The organism is Thermodesulfobacteriota bacterium, from assembly GCA_040756475.1.
Lineage (GTDB): Bacteria > Desulfobacterota > Deferrisomatia > Deferrisomatales > JACRMM01 > JBFLZB01.
In genome coordinates this window covers 1-15,787 of sequence record JBFLZB010000027.1, presented here as the reverse complement: position 1 = coordinate 15,787, position 15,787 = coordinate 1, and the positions used below count along the sequence as shown (strand labels likewise).

Below are 15,787 nucleotides of genomic sequence, written 5' to 3'. Positions count from 1 at the left end.
ACGGCGCGCCCGGATCGGACCGCCGGGGGCGCGCGCACACAGGCGCTGGGTGAAAGGAGTCCCATGGGGAGGCGGCGACGCTCTGGCTGCGGCGACGATAACACGCGCGCCCGGTGCAGACCAAACGGTAGTTTGGCGCAGACCGCAGGGCCGCAGGGCGACCTGGCCGCCGCGCTCCTGACGGGCATGCGCGAGGGCGCCTTCCTGGTGGGTCCCGAGGGGGACGTACGCGCATTCAACCCCGCCGCCGAGGTGATTACCGGCCGCGGGGCGGGGGAGGTGCTGGGGGAGAGCTACTTCCAGGCCCTGGGGTGCGACGGCCGAGAGGATCGCGGGGCCCCGGCGTCCTCGGGAAGTATCTGGACGGAGCGCACGTGCCGCGGCACGCGGGCGGACGGCAGCCCGCTCGTGCTTCGCCTGCGCACCCGGTGGGTGGGCGACCGGGCGGGGCGACCCACGGGCCAGCTGGGCCTGTTTTCCGAGGTCTCCCTGCAAGAGAGCCTCCAGCGAAAGCTCGTGGCCCACGAGCGCATGGCGAGCCTGGGAGAGCTGGCGAGCTCGCTCGTGCACGAGATCGGAAACCCCGTGGGGGTGATTCTGGGCTTTGCCCGCCTGCTCGTGGAGGAGGGGGGCCGGGACCCCGGCGGCGAGCTCCGCGAGCGCATCTACGCCGAGGCCCAGCGATGCCGCGAGATCGTGGGGCAGTTTCTCGACTATGCCCGGTCTTCCCGAACCCTGCCGCGGCCCACCCCCCTCAACTTGGGAGACCTGGTCCGGGAGACCCTTGCCCTGGTCGCGTACCGCATGAAACGGCAGGGGATCGCCTGGCAGGTGGGGTGGGAGCCGGAAACCCCCCTGGTGGAGGCCGATCCGGGCGAGATGAAGCAGGTGCTCCTGAACCTGCTCCTCAATGCCGTGGAGGCCATGGGGGAGGGCGGAACGGTGCGGATCTCGGGGCGGCGCCTGGAACGGGAGACCCTCGTGGGGGGGGATTCCCTCCTCGCCCCCCGGCCCGCCGTGCTCCGGCGAGCGTGGGCCGAGGTGCGGGTGGAGGACGAGGGGTCCGGCCTCGGAAGCCTGGACCCCGAGCGATTCTTCGAGCCGTTCTTCACCACCAAGGAGAAGGGTGGCGGCCTCGGCCTCCTGGTGTGTCGGCGGATCCTGGGGGAATGGGGGGGAGAGATCTCCCTCGCAAACCGCCCGGGTGGTGGGGTGTGCGCCACAGTGCGCCTGCCCGGGTGGGGCGGCGGGGAACCCTGAGGGCATGCCGCTGCTGCGTCGTGGCACGGGGGAGGCGTTCATCGCGAGGACCCGTAGAGGCTCTCCCGCAGGGCCGCCGTGACGCGTGCCACCCGCTCGGGGTGCCGCACCGGGGTGACCGGCTCCCACTCCTCCCACGGTCCCAGGAGGTCCTGGTAGGGGCGGCCGCAGGCCCGGGAGCAGAAAATGGTGGGGACGGGCGTGCGGCGGGCCGCGACCTCCCGGAGCAGGGCCAGGAGGCGGTCCCGGTTCTCCTGGGTCCGGGTGTGGAAGATCAGGGCCCACTCCGGGCGGTCCGCCCCTCCCCGGCCGAGCTTGCCGCGTACCGGCTCCCGGGGGTGGGCGTCGCCGAACCCGTGCAGGAGCTCCAGCGCCTCGTCCTCGCCCGGGAGGAGCGCGACCACCTTCCAGCACTCCCACGCGGGGCCCAGCGCGATCCGGTCGGCGCCGCTGCGCAACTGCTCCAAGAGTGCCGTGAGGCAGGGCAGGCAGTCCCCCTGGAGCCGCGCCTTGGTCTCACGCAGCCCGGGATCGCTCTCGAAGCTCACCCAGCCTTCCCGGGAGGCACGCCGGCCCAGGTAGATCATCCGGCTGCCGGGTGCCGGGTGCCACGTGCCGCGTCGAGATGCGCGTTACCCGTCAACTCGGCAGTCGGAACTCGGCGCCTGGAACCTGGCACGTGGAACGTGGCACTTGGCACCCTCCCTTACCCCCCCACCACTGCCAGCTCGCCTGCGCCTTTCCACCGGCGGAAGAGCTGGTGCTCGATGCGCAGGGCGTCGAGGACCTTCCCCACGGTCTGGTCCACGATCTCCTCCACGGTGCGGGGGCGGTGGTAGAAGGCCACCATGGGGGGAAGGATCACCGCCCCCAGGTCCGCGCAGCGCCGCAGCAGGTCCAGGTGCCCCTTGTGCAGCGGCGTCTCCCGGAAGAGCAGGACGAGGTCCCGGCGCTCCTTGATGGTCACGTCGGCGGCGCGGATGAGGAGGTTCTCGTTGTAGGAGTTGGCGATGGCCGACGCGGTCTTCACCGAGCAGGGGGCCACCACCATCCCGTCGGTGAGGAACGAGCCGCTGGCGATGGCCGCCCCCACGTCGTCCACGTCGTAGGAGCGGGCGGCCAGGCGCTCCACGTCCTCGGCCTTCCAGTCGCTCTCCAGGGCGATGTTGCGGCGGCTGGCGTGGGAGAGCACGAGGTGGGTCTCCACGCCGAGTTCCGCGAGCACCTGGAGGAGCCGGATGCCGTACTGGGGGCCGGTTGCCCCCGAGATCCCGACGACGATGCGCTTTCTAGCCATGGGCGTGTCTCCCGGCGAAAAGGTCTTGGGCCTTTTCCAGGGCCCGGGGCTCGATCTCGGCGGGGCGCCGACCCCCGGCGCGCTCGTACCCGGTGGCGTCGACCGCCAGTTTGGACGTCCGGAAGGGCGCGGGGCAAGAAGGGTCGATGGGCAGCGCCTTGAGATCGCTCAGGATGAGGCAGTCCCGGTCGGGCTGGCATCGGGTGGCTACCGACCACTCCACCCGGCCCGGATCGGAGGGGTCCACGTCGGCGGCCACCGCCACGGCCTTCTTGACCACCCCGAGGGTGAGGAGCTGGAGGAGAAGGCCCCGGATCTGCTCCCGGGGTGCCGGGTCCAGCCGCGCGACGACGCAGAGCCCGCAGGTGCCGGGCACGAAGTGGAGCTCCCGGAGGAAGGGGAAGAGGCTGCGCACCCGGGGGGCGGTGTTGGCCTCGGAGACGACCGCCAGCAGCAGATCCCCCTCGGGCCCGGTGGGGTGGAGGGCGTGGTAGAGGGGCGCCGCCCGGTGGGTGATCCTGCGCACCCGGAAGGTCGGGGTGCCGGGGAAGACCAGGGAGTATCCACCCACTTCTCCCAGGGGTCCGTCGGGGCGTTCCTCCGAGGGATCCACCTCGCCCTCCAGGAGAAACTCGGCCCGAGCCGGCACGGGTATGCCCGTGAAGGGGGCGGCCACCACGTCCACCGGTCGGCCCCGCAGGCCCCCGGCCACCGCGAGCTTGTCCACGCCTGCCGCCCCCCGCAGCGCAAAGGAGGCGAAGGTCAGGGGGTCGACGCCGATGACCACGGCGGCGGGCAGGGGCTCGCCCCGGGCCTTGGCGCGGGCGTAGAGGTCGGAGAGGGGAGGGTTGACCAGGGCCACGCCCAGGTCCCGGGGGCCCCGCAGCTCCATCCGGTGGATGCCCCGGGCCACCGTGCCGCTCTCCGGGTCCAGGGCGGAGACCATCCCGGTGGTCACGTAGGGAGCCGAATCCTCCCGGCAGTGGGTGAGGAGGGGGAAGATGTCTTCCAGCGGCCGGTCGTCGGGCTCCGCACACTCCAGGACCGGAGCCCCGGCCCCCGCCTTCACGACCCGGGGCGGGACGTGCCGGGCGAGGCGCCGGGCGAGCTCCCCCGGCAGGTCCGGCTCTTCCACGTCCATGGCCCAGGCGAGGAGCTCCCGCCCGTAGAACAAATTCCCCACCACCGGGACCGGGTGGGCACCCACCCGGGAGAGGTGGACGGCCCCCTCCCCCCGCTGCCCCGCCACGGCCAGCACGGCGGCGGCCTCGTGGACCGGGGAGAGGGGTACGGAGATCTCCAGGAGCCGACCCCTCTCCCTCAGGGTGTCCACGGTCTCGCGCAGGTCCCCGAAGGCCACTACCGCCAGGCCTCCGGGATCTTGTTCACGAAGGAGACCACCTGGATCGACCACGGCTTCCCGACCCACTGGCCGCGGCCGAGCCGGGGCCAGAGGCGGTCGGGGTACTTGTCGGGGTTGTCGGACATCTTGGCCCGCACGCACTTGCAGCAGTATTTGGCCCGCCCCGGCGTCAGGTCCCGGATGGTCATGTCCAGCTCCACGTCGAACACGGCCTCGTTCAGGTCGGTGAGGATGAAGGTATCGTATTCTTGCATCGTCTGCTCCTCGAGTTTCGTGTCGGGCCGGTCGGACCTGTCAGACGGGTCGGACCGGTCTTGCGGTCCTCAATCCTTGAACCCGTAGCTCGTCCAGTTGTCGAGCACCTTCTTCTTGACTTCGTCCGGGTAGACCTTGTCGAAGGACACCAGGATCGGGATGTCGGACTTCTTCCAGTCGAGCGGCGTGAGACAGTCGAAGAGCACCTTGGAGCCCTTCCCGATCTTCCGCTCGGCGATGGGGGCGAAGGGGTACAGCGGCGTGCCCGCCGAGTTCTTGTACACGTGGATGCCGTCGACGGGGTGGCACTTGGTCGTCAGGGCGTGGATGACCTTGTCCTTGTCGTAGATGTCGGTCTCCTCGTCCACGACCACGGCCATGTGGAACCACGGCCCGAGCTTGCTGCCGAAGATGAGCTGGGCGATCTGGCTGGCGATGCCCGCGTAAGCGTGGCGGGTGCCGACGACCACCAGGTGGTGGGTGGACTCGGGCCACATGAACACGCCCGTGATCGGGATGCCCTGGCTGCGCAGCAGCTTGTCCATCTCGAGCCCCAGGGAGAAGGAGCGCAGGAGCTGCCCCTCGTCCGTCGGAACGCCCATGCAGGAGATCGGCATGATCGGGTTGTTCCGGTAGGTGATGGCCCGGCAGCGGTACACCGTGCGCGGGTCCCGGGGCGAGGTGCGGTAGCCCGTGTACTCGCCGAAGGGGGCCTCCTCGAGGGCGATGTTCGGGAGGATGTCGCCCTCGATGATGATCTCGGCGTGGGCCGGCACCATCAGGTCGGAGAGCTCGCACTTCACCATCTCCACGCCCTCGCCCATGAGCATGCCGCAGAACTCGTCCTCGGGGATCTGGGCCGGGGCGCAGGCGGCGATGCCGGCCAGGGGGTCCATGCCGATCACGGTGGCAAACGGCATGGGCTGGTTCCTCGGCACGGCCTTGTTCCAGAACATCTTGCCCATGTCCGAGAAGGGCAGCACCGGCCCCACCATGGTCTTTTCGTCGAACACCATCTGGCGGTACATGCCCCAGTTGATGGCCCGGGTGTCCGGGTCCTCGGCCACGATCATGTGCCAGGTGGAGAGGTAGCGGCCGCCGTCGCCGGCGTGCACCATGGGGGCCGGCAGATCGAAGAGGTTCACCGCGTCGCCGGTGATCACGTTCTCCTTGCAGGGGGCCTTGCTCCGATCCACCACCCTGGGCTTGTGGGGCGTGCCCTTGTCGGTGCGCTCCAGATAGACCTGGGCGATCTGGGGGATCGGGGTTTCCGGCGGCAGGCCCAGCGAGATGGCGAGCTTACGGTAGGTGGCCAGGGGCGCGCCGAAGGCCTCGAACCCTGGGTACTCCTTGATCTTCTTGAAGTAGGGCGAGGGTCCCTGTTTCTCGCACACCCGGCGCACGATGGCGCCCATCTCCATGTCCCAGTCCACCTCCTGCTCGACCGTGACCAGGTCGCCGGAGGCGTCCAGGGCCTGGATGAACTCCCGATTGTCCTTGTAGTACTTGTGCGCCATGAGTCCGCTCCCTGCTGGGCAGCGAGGCCGCCGGGCGGCTTGGCTGCGAAGTGAAGGTGAGTTCCAAAAGGGGGTTGCGCCGCCGAGCCGCCGAGCTGGCCGGCGGCCGGCTCCGCCGGCCTACCCCCACCCCATGTTCGAGACCTTGTCCACCAGGGGTTGCCACTTGCCCTGGGCTCTCAGGATGAACTCCCCGAGTTCCCGGAGCATCCCTTCGCCCCCGGCCCGCCGGGTCACGAAGTGGGAGACCTCCAGGACCTCGGGACACCCGTTGGCGGGGGAGACGGCGAACCCCACCCGGCGCATGGCCCCGAGGTCGATGATCTCGTCGCCCACGTAGCAGACCTCGTCCAGCCCGATCTGCATCTCGGCGATGAGCTCCTGCATCTTGGCCCACTTGTCCTTCGCCATGTACACGCGCTTGATCCCGATCTCCTCGGCCCGGGCGAGCACGCTCTTGGACTTCCGGGTCATGAGGGCCACCTCGATGCCCATCATCATCAGGGCGTTGGCGCCGAACCCGTCGTCGTGGTGAAAGGCCTGGAACTTCACCCCCTCCTCGTTGAAGAGGACCATCCCGCTCGTGAGTACCCCGTGTACGTCGAGCACCACCACCTTGATCTTCCTGGCCCGCTCCGTAGCGTCGATGTAGTCGTAGGGCATCGTCATTCTCCTTCACGTGGCCGCGGCTCCGCGATCCGACAGACCCATCCTGTTCCTCCTGTCATCCTGTCCCCGTCGATCCTACTCCAGCCCCAGCTCCGCCCACCGCGCCTTCACCCGCTCGAGCACCTCCTTCGACATCTCCACCTGCACCGGTTTTTCCTTCCATTCGAAGGGGAGGGTGGCGTCCATCACGATGCGGGAGGTGATGAACTTGTTGTCGCTCTGGAAGAGGGCGGGGTCCAGGGGCGTGGATCTGCCCCGGTTGATGAGCTGGGTGCCCCGCAGGGGGTCGTAGCGGGTCGCAAGCGCCCACCACACGCGCGGGAGGTCGTCGGCCTGGATGTCGTGGTCGACGACGATGAGGCCCTTGAGGCCGTAGGTGCAGGTGTTGGAGGCGATGACCGCGGCGGCCACCTGGTCGGCGTGGCCCGGGTACATCTGCTTGACCGAGACGATGGCCCAGAACCGGCCGCAGGCCTCCGGGGGCATGTAGACGGACTGGATGCCCGGGATCTTCATCTTCGTGAGCTCGGTCCACAGGGTGGCATTGCGCACGAAGGCCAGCATCATGTGGTTGTCGTTGACGGGCCGCCCCACCGACGCGGCCAGCAGGATCGGGTCGTCGCGGTGGTAGATCCGCTCCACCTCGATGGCGGGCTTTACCACCTGCTTGTAGACCTCTTCGGTGTAGTACCCCGTGTACTCCCCGAAGGGCCCCTCGGGGCGCAGGTTGTCCCCGTCCACGTATCCCTCGAGCACGATCTCGGCGGTGGCCGGGATGGGAAGCCCCGTCAGCGGAGCCTTCACCACGTCCACCGGCTCGCCCCGCAGGGTGCCCACCACGTCGTACTCGTTGGCGCCCTCCACCATGGCGCTCCCGGCGAGCATGAGCAGCGGGTCGCACCCCACCACCATGCAGATGGGCATCTTCTTGCCGGCCTTGCGGTACTTCTGCAGGATACGGTCTCCCCGCTTGCCCTTCAGGATCTGGGCGCCCACGGTCCTGGCGTCCAGCACCTGGCTGCGGTAGGTGCCCAGGTTGATCTCCCCGGTCTCCGGGTCCTGCACCACCATGAAGCACGCGGTGCCGATGAACCGGCCGCCGTCCTTCTCGTAGAACTTGGGGGCGGGGAGCTTCGTCACGTCCACCGCCGCCCCTTCGATGACGTTCTCGAAGACCGGCCCCGTCTCCACCTCCCGGGCCCGGATCACCTCGCCCACCGAGAGCTTCATCCACTCGTAGCTCAGGTCGCACATGGAGAGGTGGCTGGGCTTTCCAAGGATCTTCGCGAAGCGTTTGGTGTTGCTGAAGGCGCCGAACATCACACGGCCCACGCTGCCCTTGACCTTCTCGAAGAGCAGCGAGGGTCCGCTCTTTTCCTCCACGAGCTTGGCGATGTGGGACATCTCCAGGTCCCAGTCGACCTCTGCGGTCACGCGTTTCAGGTCGCCGTCCCTCTCGCAAAGTGCTATGAACTCCCGAAGATCCATGCTCTTCCTCCTCGTCTGCGGCAGGCCGGCCACTGGAGTCGCGTCCGCTTCAAAACGTGGTTCGAGTGTAGAAGGCGGACACTGCCTGGTCAATTCATATAACTTTATGCTATCCATAAGGAAAACTTGCATGTTCGAAGTGGGGAGGCCCCCGTGCTCAACTTCAACCAGCTCCGGGCGTTTTGCGAGGCGGCCCGCAGCCAGAGCTTCTCCCAGGCCGCGCGCAACCTCTGCGTCACCCAACCCGCGGTCACCGGGCAGATTCGCGCCCTGGAGGCGGCTCTGGAGCTCAAGCTCTTCAAGAAACGGGGCCGTCGGATGGTCCTGTCCGAGGCGGGCGCGCTCCTGTTCCAGCAGGCGCGGGAGGTCTTCGAGATCGAGAAGCGGATGGAGCGCCTCGTGGCGGAGGTGCGGGAGCTCAAGCGGGGGCTGCTCAAGATCGGCACCACCAAGACCTATGCCCGGTACCTCATGCCGGGTCTCATCAGCCGCTTCCGGGCCGCCTACCCCAAGATCAAGGTGATTCTCGACGAGGGGAGCTCCCTGGAGGTGTGCCGCAGCCTCCTGGGCCTCAAGAACGAGCTCGCGGTGGTCGCCCTGTCGGAGGAAGGCAAGGGGTTGACCCTGCGGCCCTTCCGGGAGGAGGAGGTGGTGCTGCTCGCGGCGCCGTCCCACCCCTTGGCCCGAAGGAAGCGGGGCATCTCCTTTGGCGACCTCTCCGGGCAGCTCGTCATCCTCAAGGAAGAGGGCTCCAGCACCCACGCCCTGGTGCGCCGGCTCTTCGACCGTTGGGGCCTGTCCCCCGACGTGCTGCTGGAAACGAGCAACGTGGAGTTCATCAAAGAGATGGTCGAGAAGGGCGAAGGGCTCACGTTTCTGGTGCGCTCGGCGGTTGCCCGGGAGCTGGCGGAGGAACGGCTCCGGGTCGTCCCGGTCCGGGACCAGGAGATGGCGCTCCAGGTGTACACCGCGTTCCGGGAGGAAGGCGAGCTTTCCCCTGCCGCTCGGGCTTTCCTCGCGATTCTGGAAGAGGAGCGCGGCGAGTTCGGCCGGCGGATGTCCCCGTCCTCTTGACGCACGTCCGGCATGCGGTCTTCGCCGGCCGCCTCTGGAAGCGCCGACCGAGGCGCCGCGGGCGGGCGATCGTGTCGGATCCGCGCCGGGATTGTCTCTTGACTTGCCCCGGGGGCCCGTCTACGATGGCCTTCGAGCGCGGAGAGGCCTATGCACCTGGAAAAACTGGACCTTCTGGAGCAACGGCTGACCCGGCTCGTAGACCACTTCAACCGGCTGAAGGAGGAGAAGATCCTCCTCGAACGCCGCCTCGAAGAGAAGACCGGGCGGCTTGGCGACCTCGAGCGGGAGGTCGAGGAGTTTCGGAAGGAACGGGATGTGATCCGAGAGAGACTGGGCCGGCTGGTGGAGACCCTGGAGCGGCTCGAGGCGTTGGAGGCGGCGGCAGGCGGCGGGGCGACCTGATGGGCACGGTTCACCAGGTGGAGATCTTCGGACAGGGCTACACCCTGCGCGCCGACGTCGAGGGGGAGCACGTAAAGCGCGTTGCCGAGCTGGTGGACCGGAAGATGCGCGAGGTGGCCTCGGCCGCCCGCACGGTTTCCACCCTGCAGATCGCGGTGCTGGCCGCCATGGACCTGGCCAGCGAGCTCCTCCAGGAGCGGGTTTCCACCCAGGCGTGGACGGCCGAAGTGGAGGAACGCCACGCGGGCCTGGCCCGGCGCATCGACACCCTTCTTCCAGAGGTGTTTGCAGCGAAGACGACCGAATTCCCCTGCTGTGCGCGTGATTCCGCTGGAAGCTGTTGAGCCAACGGCATGACGTTGGGGGTCCTCCCTATCCGTGGATGGCATGCCCTCCGGGGAGCCCGTGAAACGGTTACAGGACGCCCACCTTTCCACGCGAGGTTCAACCGAACCTTAGGAACACGGCACGAGCGGGGGATCTCTTTCTCTCCGGATCCTCTTCCCCTTCGTCGCAGCCTGCCATCCCCCTTCCCCGGGGTGGCAGTGCGCCCTTCACGAGCCTCCTGACCCGCCCGGCCGCCGGCGAGACTGCCCGGTCCTTCCCAGGGAAAGGAGACCCCCTTGGACGTCATGGCAATTGTAGTCCTCCTGGCGGCGGTGGCCGTGGCGGCCGCCCTCGCGGTCGGCGTGCTCGTGGGCCGACGGCGCGGCCAGACATCCTTCGAGAACGCCCGGGCCGAGGCCCAGGCACTGCGGGAGGAGGCCCGCAAGGAGGCGGAGATCCTCAAGAAGGAGGCGATCCTCCGTGCCAAGGAGGAGACCTTCGCCGAGAAGGAGCGCGTGGAGAAGGAGCTCGAAGAGCGCAAGAGCGAGGTCCTGGCCGTAGAGAAGCGGGTACAGCAGCGCGAAGGCAACCTCGACAAGAAGGAAGAAAACCTCGACAAGCGGGAGACCCGCTTGCAGGAGCGGGAGGACAGCCTGGAGGAGCGTACGGCCGATGTGCAGAAGGCACAGGAAGAGGTGGAGGCCAAGGGCGCAGAGGTGACCCGGCAGCTCGAGAGGGTGGCCGGGATGAGCGCCGAAGAGGCCAAGGAGGAGCTCAGACAGTCGCTCCTGAGCGAGGCCCGCCACGACGCGGCCCGGGAGATCCGGGAAGCGGAGGAAGAGGCGAAGAAGATCGCCGACAAGAAGGCCAAGGAGATCATCAGCCTGGCCATCCAGCGCTACGCGGGCGAGTACGTGGCCGAGCGCACGGTCACGAGCGTGCAGCTCCCGGGGGAGGAGATGAAGGGGCGCATCATCGGGCGTGAGGGCCGAAACATCCGGGCCATCGAGGCGGCAACGGGGATCGACCTCATCGTGGACGACACTCCCGAGACGGTGCTGCTGTCGGGATACAACCCCGTGCGGCGCGAGATCGCCCGGGTGTCGCTGGAACGGCTCATCAGCGACGGGCGCATCCACCCGGCCCGGATCGAAGAAGTGGTCAAGAAGGTCACCAAGGAGGTGGAGCAGGAGCTCAAGGAAGCCGGCGAGCAGGCCACCTTCGACGTGGGGGTCCACGGCATCCACCCGGACGTGATCAACCTGCTGGGGCGCCTCAAGTACCGCTCGTCATTCGCGCAGAACGTGCTCAACCACTCCCTCGAAGTGGCCTTCCTGTGCGGCATCATGGCCTCCGAGCTCGGCCTCAACGTCAAGCAGGCCAAGCGGGCGGGGCTCCTGCACGATCTGGGGAAGGCCGTGGACCACGAGGTGGAGGGCTCCCACGCCACCATCGGGGCCGATCTGTGCCGCAAGTACGGCGAGCCCAAGGAAATCGTCCATGCCGTAGCCGCCCACCACGACGACGTGCGGCCCGAGTCGATCCTGGCGGTGCTCGTGCAGTCGGCCGATGCCCTCTCGGCGGCGCGGCCGGGGGCGCGGCGCGAGATGCTCGAAACCTATGTGAAGCGGCTGGAAGACCTGGAGCGCATCGCCAACTCCTTCGACGGAGTTGCGAAGTCCTTTGCGATCCAGGCCGGCCGGGAGATCCGCATCATCGTCAACAACGACCGCGTGGACGATGACACGGCGGTGCTCCTCTCCAAGGACATCGCCCGCAAGGTCGAGAAGGAGCTCTCCTACCCCGGCCAGATCCGGATCACCGTGATTCGGGAGACCCGGGCCGTGGAGTACGCCAAGTAGTGGGCGGCCTGAGGCTTCTCTTCCTGGGGGACGTGGTGGGGGAGCCGGGGCTGGCTGCCGTGGAGACCCGGCTGCCGGCACTGCTGGCCGATACCGGCGCGCGGCTCGTGGTGGCCAATGGGGAAAACGCGGCGGCGGGTCTCGGGATCACGCCGGCGGCGGCCCGCCGGCTCTTTGCCGCCGGCGTCCAGGTGATCACCACCGGCAACCACGTGTGGGACAAGAAGGAGATCCTGGGGCGGATCGACCACCTGCCGCGGCTGTTGCGCCCTGCCAACTACCCCCCGGGCACGCCCGGGGCCGGCTGGTGTACGGTCGACGTGGACGGGGTGGGGGTGGGGGTGGCGAATCTCTCCGGCAGGATCTTCATGGACCCCCTGGACTGCCCCTTCCGGGGCGCGGACGAGGTCCTCGCCCGGTTCCCCGCCGGGGTGCGCGTCCGTCTCCTGGACTTCCACGCCGAGGCCACCAGCGAGAAGCAGGCCATGGGCTGGCACCTGGACGGCCGGGTCACGGCCGTTCTCGGCACCCACACCCACGTGGCCACCGCCGACGCCCGGGTGCTCCCGGGCGGAACCGGCTTCATCACCGACGTGGGCATGACCGGCGTTCGCGATTCGGTCATCGGGGTCTCGGCCTCGAAGGCCCTGGCCCGGTTTCGCACCCGCATTCCCCGGGGGCACGCCGTGGCCGAGGGGCAGGCGACCGTCTGCGGGGTCCTGGTCACGGCCGACCCGGACACGGGGCGCTGCCTGGGCATCGAGCGGGTCGAGCGGGGACCCTAGCCGCGCCCCCCGAGCCCGCGACGGGACCCTGCGAGGGCGCGGAGGAAGGAAGGCCTCTCGGCCTGGGGATCGGTATTGGTATCGACCGGACTTCGACACCGATCCCGAGAGCGATTTCGATCCCGATACCGATGGCGATACCGATAGCGATTTCGATTCCTTCCTGTGGTATGTTTCCAAGCTTTCCGGGCGCCCACCCAATGCAAGGATGACGGGATGGAGGACCGCAGCGACAACGCCTTGATCCGCCAGCGCCTCGAGACCCTCGCGGCCTTGCGGGCAGCCGGCGTAAACCCCTACCCCAACGACTTTCGGCCCACCCATGCCGCGGCCCAGATTCTAACCGAGCACGGGGACAAGGATGCCGAGGCCCTGGCCGCCCTGGGGCAGACCTTTGCCCTGGCGGGGCGCGTGATGGCGCTTCGCAGCTTCGGCAAGGCCGCCTTCGTCAAGCTCCAGGACCGGTCCGGCCAGCTCCAGGCCTACGTAAAGCGCGACGGGGTGGGGGAGGAGGCCTTCGGCGTCTTCTCGCGCACCGACGTGGGCGACTTCCTGGGGGTCGAGGGGCCGCTGCTGCGCACCCGAACGGGGGAGCTCACCCTGGAGGCCCGTCAGGTGCGGCTCCTGTGCAAGAGCCTGCGCCCGCTCCCGGAGAAGTGGCACGGTCTCACGGACAAGGAGACCCGCTACCGCCAGCGGTACGTGGACCTGGTGGTCAACCCCGAGGTGCGCGAGGCCTTCCGGCGCAGGAGCCGCCTCATCCACCTGGTGCGTGGGTTCTTCCTGGGAAGGGACTTCCTGGAGATGGAAACCCCGATGATGCAGCCCATTCCCGGAGGAGCGACCGCGCGGCCTTTCGTGACCCACCACAACGCACTCGACATGACGCTCTACCTTCGCGTGGCCCCGGAGCTCTATCTCAAGCGCCTCGTGGTGGGGGGCGTGGAGCGCGTCTTCGAGATCAACCGAAACTTTCGCAACGAGGGGCTCTCGAACCAGCACAACCCCGAGTTCACGATGCTCGAGTTCTACCAGGCGTACGCCACCCATGAAGAGCTGATGGACCTCACCGAGGAGCTCTTCGTGTATCTCGCCGAGGAGCTCGCCGGGGGCCGGAAGATCGTCTACCAGGGGGAAGAGATCGACTTCACCCCGCCCTGGCCGCGGCTCACGGTGCAGCAGGCGGTGGCGCGCTACGGCGAGCTCACCGAGGAGCAGACCGAGGACCCGCAAGCGGTGCGGGCCTATGCGGCCCGCCTGGGGCTCGAGACGGCGGGAGTTCCCCACGGCAAACTCCTGGCCGAAGTCTTCGAGACCGTGGCCGAGCCCCACCTCCTCCAGCCCACCTTCGTCACCCGGTACCCGGTGGAGGTCTCGCCCCTTTCCCGGCGCAACGAAGAGGATCCCCGGTTCGTGGACCGGTTCGAGCTCTACATCGCCCGGCGGGAGATCGCCAACGCCTTTAGCGAGCTCAACGACCCGTTGGACCAGCTCGAGCGGTTTCGCAGCCAGGCGGCCGAACGGGAGGCCGGGGACGAGGAAGCCCACTGGGTGGATCTGGACTACGTGCGGGCCCTGGAATACGGCATGCCCCCGGCGGCCGGGGAGGGGATCGGGATCGACCGGGTTGCCATGCTGTTTACCGACAGCCCCTCGATCCGCGACGTAATTCTCTTTCCCCACATGCGCCCGGAGGCGTAGGTGCCCGTGGCCGCCGCCTACGAGCTCGGCATCGCCCTGCGCTACCTCAAGGCGCGCCGGGGCGAGCTCTTCATCTCGCTGATCACCTGGATCAGCGTGGGGGGCGTGGCCCTGGGGGTGATGGCGCTGGTGGTGGTGCTCTCGGTGATGACCGGGTTCGAGGAGGATCTGCGCGACAAGATCCTGGGCACCAACGCCCACGTGATGGTCTACCCCATGGGGGGCACCCTGCGAAACCCGGAGGCGGTCGCCCGGGAGGTGGAGCAGGTGCCCGGCGTGGTGGCCGCCGCTCCCTTTGCCATGAGCCAGGTGATGCTGATGGTGGGGCGGTCGGCCCAGGGGGCGGTCTTTCGGGGCATCGACGTGGAGAGCGCGGGCAGGGCGACGGAGATCGAGCGCTTCGTCGTGGAGGGGAGGCTTGCGGACCTCGGCGGGGACGTTCCCGGCCTCCTGGTGGGCCGGGAGATGGCCCGCAACCTGGGTCTCTTCCTCGGCGACGTGGTCCAGATCGTGAGCCCCGTGGGGAGTCCGACGCCGCTGGGGGTGCTCCCCCGCACTCGAGCCTTCCGGGTCGCCGGGATCTTCGCCTCGGGGATGTACGAGTACGACACGAGCTTTCTCTTCGCGTCCCTGCCCACGGCACAGGATTTCCTGCGACTGGGGCAGGACGTCCACGGCATCGAGGTGCGCACCCGGGACCTCTACGGCGCGGGCAAGACGGCCCGGGCGGTGGAGGCGCGTCTGGGGCCCGGGTACTGGACCCGGGACTGGATGGAGATGAACCGCAACCTCTTCAGCGCGCTGAAGCTCGAAAAGATCGTGATGTTCGTCATCCTGGCGCTCATCGTGCTCGTGGCCGCATTCAACATCGCGGCCACCCTGATCATGGTGGTGATGGAAAAGGCGCGCGACATCGGTATCCTCAAGTCCATGGGGGCCACCGGGCGCTCCATCCGCCGCATCTTCATGCTCGAGGGGCTCGTGATCGGGGGGCTGGGCACCGGGGGAGGGCTCCTGGGGGGCTGGGTGCTGTGCGTGCTCCTCAAGCGGTACAAGTTCATCGATCTCCCCGGCGACGTGTACTACATCGATACCCTCCCCGTGGTGATGAAGCCCGAGGTCTTCGCCCTGGTGGCGGTGTGCGCGGTGGCCCTGTGTTTCCTGGCCACCCTCTACCCCTCCTGGCAGGCCTCTAGGCTCGACCCGGTGGAGATCCTCCGGTACGAGTAGGCGGCCCATGGTCTCCCTCTTCCGCAAGGACAGGAAGGACGACAGGGCGGCGGCCGAAGAGCACTACACCCGGGGCCAGTGGTCCCAGGCCCTGGAGGCCTACCTGCGGATCGGGGCGCGGGAGCCCGACAACGTCAAGGTGCTGCGGCGGGTGGCCGACCTGCAGGCGCGGGCCGGCCGGCGGGAGGACGCGGCCGCCTCGTACCGGAAGCTGGCCGAGCTCTATGCCCATGGGGGGTTCCTGGTCCAGGCCATCGCCATCCAGAAGATCCTGCTGCGCCTGGACCCCTCGGCCGAGGACGTGGGCCGTGCCCTGGCGGATCTCTACGGCAAGCGCGGCCTGGCCCCCCGGCCGGCCGAGGCGGGGCGCGGCCCGCTGCCGGAGATCCCGCTCTTCTCGGATCTGGACCCGGAGGCCTTCGCCCGGTTGGTGGAGAAGCTCGTGCCCCGGACCCTGGGCCTGGGGGAGGTGCTCTTTCGCCAGGGTGACCCCGGGGACTCGATCTTCGTGGTCACCTCGGGCGCGGTGCGGGTGGGCCGGGGGGGGCGGGTGC

At 68.8% G+C, this 15,787-nt stretch carries 15 protein-coding genes, 1 other RNA gene and 1 pseudogene; 10 read left to right on the top strand and 7 right to left on the bottom strand.

Features of this window, described 5'->3' with window-relative positions:
• The first annotated feature begins 132 nt into the window (after positions 1-132).
• Positions 133-1,260, top strand: a complete 1,128-nt coding sequence (locus AB1578_05995; GenBank protein ID MEW6487449.1) for an ATP-binding protein — start codon at positions 133-135, stop codon at positions 1,258-1,260.
• A 38-nt stretch (positions 1,261-1,298) separates the two neighbouring features.
• Here the strand turns inward: AB1578_05995 and AB1578_05990 are convergent, their stop codons facing one another.
• The 7 genes from AB1578_05990 to ppcB form a co-directional block, all read right to left on the bottom strand.
• Positions 1,299-1,847, bottom strand: coding sequence for a hypothetical protein (locus AB1578_05990; GenBank protein ID MEW6487448.1), 549 nt, complete (start codon positions 1,845-1,847; stop codon positions 1,299-1,301).
• A 119-nt stretch (positions 1,848-1,966) separates the two neighbouring features.
• Positions 1,967-2,557, bottom strand: a complete 591-nt coding sequence (locus AB1578_05985; GenBank protein ID MEW6487447.1) for a UbiX family flavin prenyltransferase — start codon at positions 2,555-2,557, stop codon at positions 1,967-1,969.
• Positions 2,550-3,917, bottom strand: coding sequence for a UbiD family decarboxylase (locus tag AB1578_05980; protein MEW6487446.1), 1,368 nt, complete (start codon positions 3,915-3,917; stop codon positions 2,550-2,552). Before AB1578_05980 ends, AB1578_05985 begins: the two co-directional genes overlap by 8 nt.
• Entirely contained in the window at positions 3,917-4,174 is a 258-nt protein-coding gene (locus tag AB1578_05975) for a phenylphosphate carboxylase subunit gamma (protein MEW6487445.1), read from the bottom strand. The genes AB1578_05980 and AB1578_05975 overlap by 1 nt, the downstream gene beginning before the upstream one ends.
• A 69-nt stretch (positions 4,175-4,243) precedes the next feature.
• Positions 4,244-5,692, bottom strand: a complete 1,449-nt coding sequence (gene ppcA / locus AB1578_05970; GenBank protein MEW6487444.1) for a phenylphosphate carboxylase subunit alpha — start codon at positions 5,690-5,692, stop codon at positions 4,244-4,246.
• A 120-nt stretch (positions 5,693-5,812) separates the two neighbouring features.
• Entirely contained in the window at positions 5,813-6,355 is a 543-nt protein-coding gene (locus tag AB1578_05965; protein MEW6487443.1) for an HAD hydrolase family protein, read from the bottom strand.
• An 81-nt stretch (positions 6,356-6,436) separates the two neighbouring features.
• Positions 6,437-7,849 (bottom strand): phenylphosphate carboxylase subunit beta, encoded by a 1,413-nt coding sequence (ppcB, locus tag AB1578_05960; GenBank protein ID MEW6487442.1) that lies wholly within the window; start codon positions 7,847-7,849, stop codon positions 6,437-6,439.
• 153 nt (positions 7,850-8,002) lie between these two features.
• On the opposite strand from ppcB, the gene AB1578_05955 reads away from it, so the two are divergent.
• The 9 genes and pseudogenes from AB1578_05955 to AB1578_05915 form a co-directional block, all read left to right on the top strand.
• Positions 8,003-8,923, top strand: coding sequence for a LysR family transcriptional regulator (locus AB1578_05955; GenBank protein ID MEW6487441.1), 921 nt, complete (start codon positions 8,003-8,005; stop codon positions 8,921-8,923).
• 150 nt (positions 8,924-9,073) lie between these two features.
• The gene (gene zapB / locus AB1578_05950) at positions 9,074-9,328 is read left to right on the top strand and encodes a cell division protein ZapB (protein ID MEW6487440.1); all 255 of its coding nucleotides are present in this window, start codon (positions 9,074-9,076) and stop codon (positions 9,326-9,328) included.
• Positions 9,328-9,579, top strand: a pseudogene (locus AB1578_05945) (cell division protein ZapA). The gene zapB and the pseudogene AB1578_05945 overlap by 1 nt, the downstream one beginning before the upstream one ends.
• A 53-nt stretch (positions 9,580-9,632) precedes the next feature.
• A non-coding RNA gene (ssrS, locus tag AB1578_05940) (6S RNA) lies at positions 9,633-9,811 on the top strand.
• Between the two features lie 149 nt (positions 9,812-9,960).
• Positions 9,961-11,517 carry a ribonuclease Y gene (gene rny / locus AB1578_05935; GenBank protein MEW6487439.1) on the top strand — a complete coding sequence of 519 codons (1,557 nt, stop codon included), beginning with the start codon at positions 9,961-9,963 and terminating at the stop codon, positions 11,515-11,517.
• Complete coding sequence (locus tag AB1578_05930; protein ID MEW6487438.1) at positions 11,517-12,302, top strand: TIGR00282 family metallophosphoesterase; 786 nt, start codon at positions 11,517-11,519, stop codon at positions 12,300-12,302. Before rny ends, AB1578_05930 begins: the two co-directional genes overlap by 1 nt.
• A 216-nt stretch (positions 12,303-12,518) precedes the next feature.
• Positions 12,519-14,003: a lysine--tRNA ligase gene (gene lysS / locus AB1578_05925; GenBank protein MEW6487437.1), complete on the top strand. Its 1,485-nt coding sequence runs from the start codon at positions 12,519-12,521 to the stop codon at positions 14,001-14,003.
• Entirely contained in the window at positions 14,004-15,233 is a 1,230-nt protein-coding gene (locus AB1578_05920) for a lipoprotein-releasing ABC transporter permease subunit (protein MEW6487436.1), read from the top strand.
• 7 nt (positions 15,234-15,240) lie between these two features.
• The coding region (locus tag AB1578_05915) for a cyclic nucleotide-binding domain-containing protein (protein ID MEW6487435.1) at positions 15,241-15,787 on the top strand (547 nt) is incomplete at its 3' end.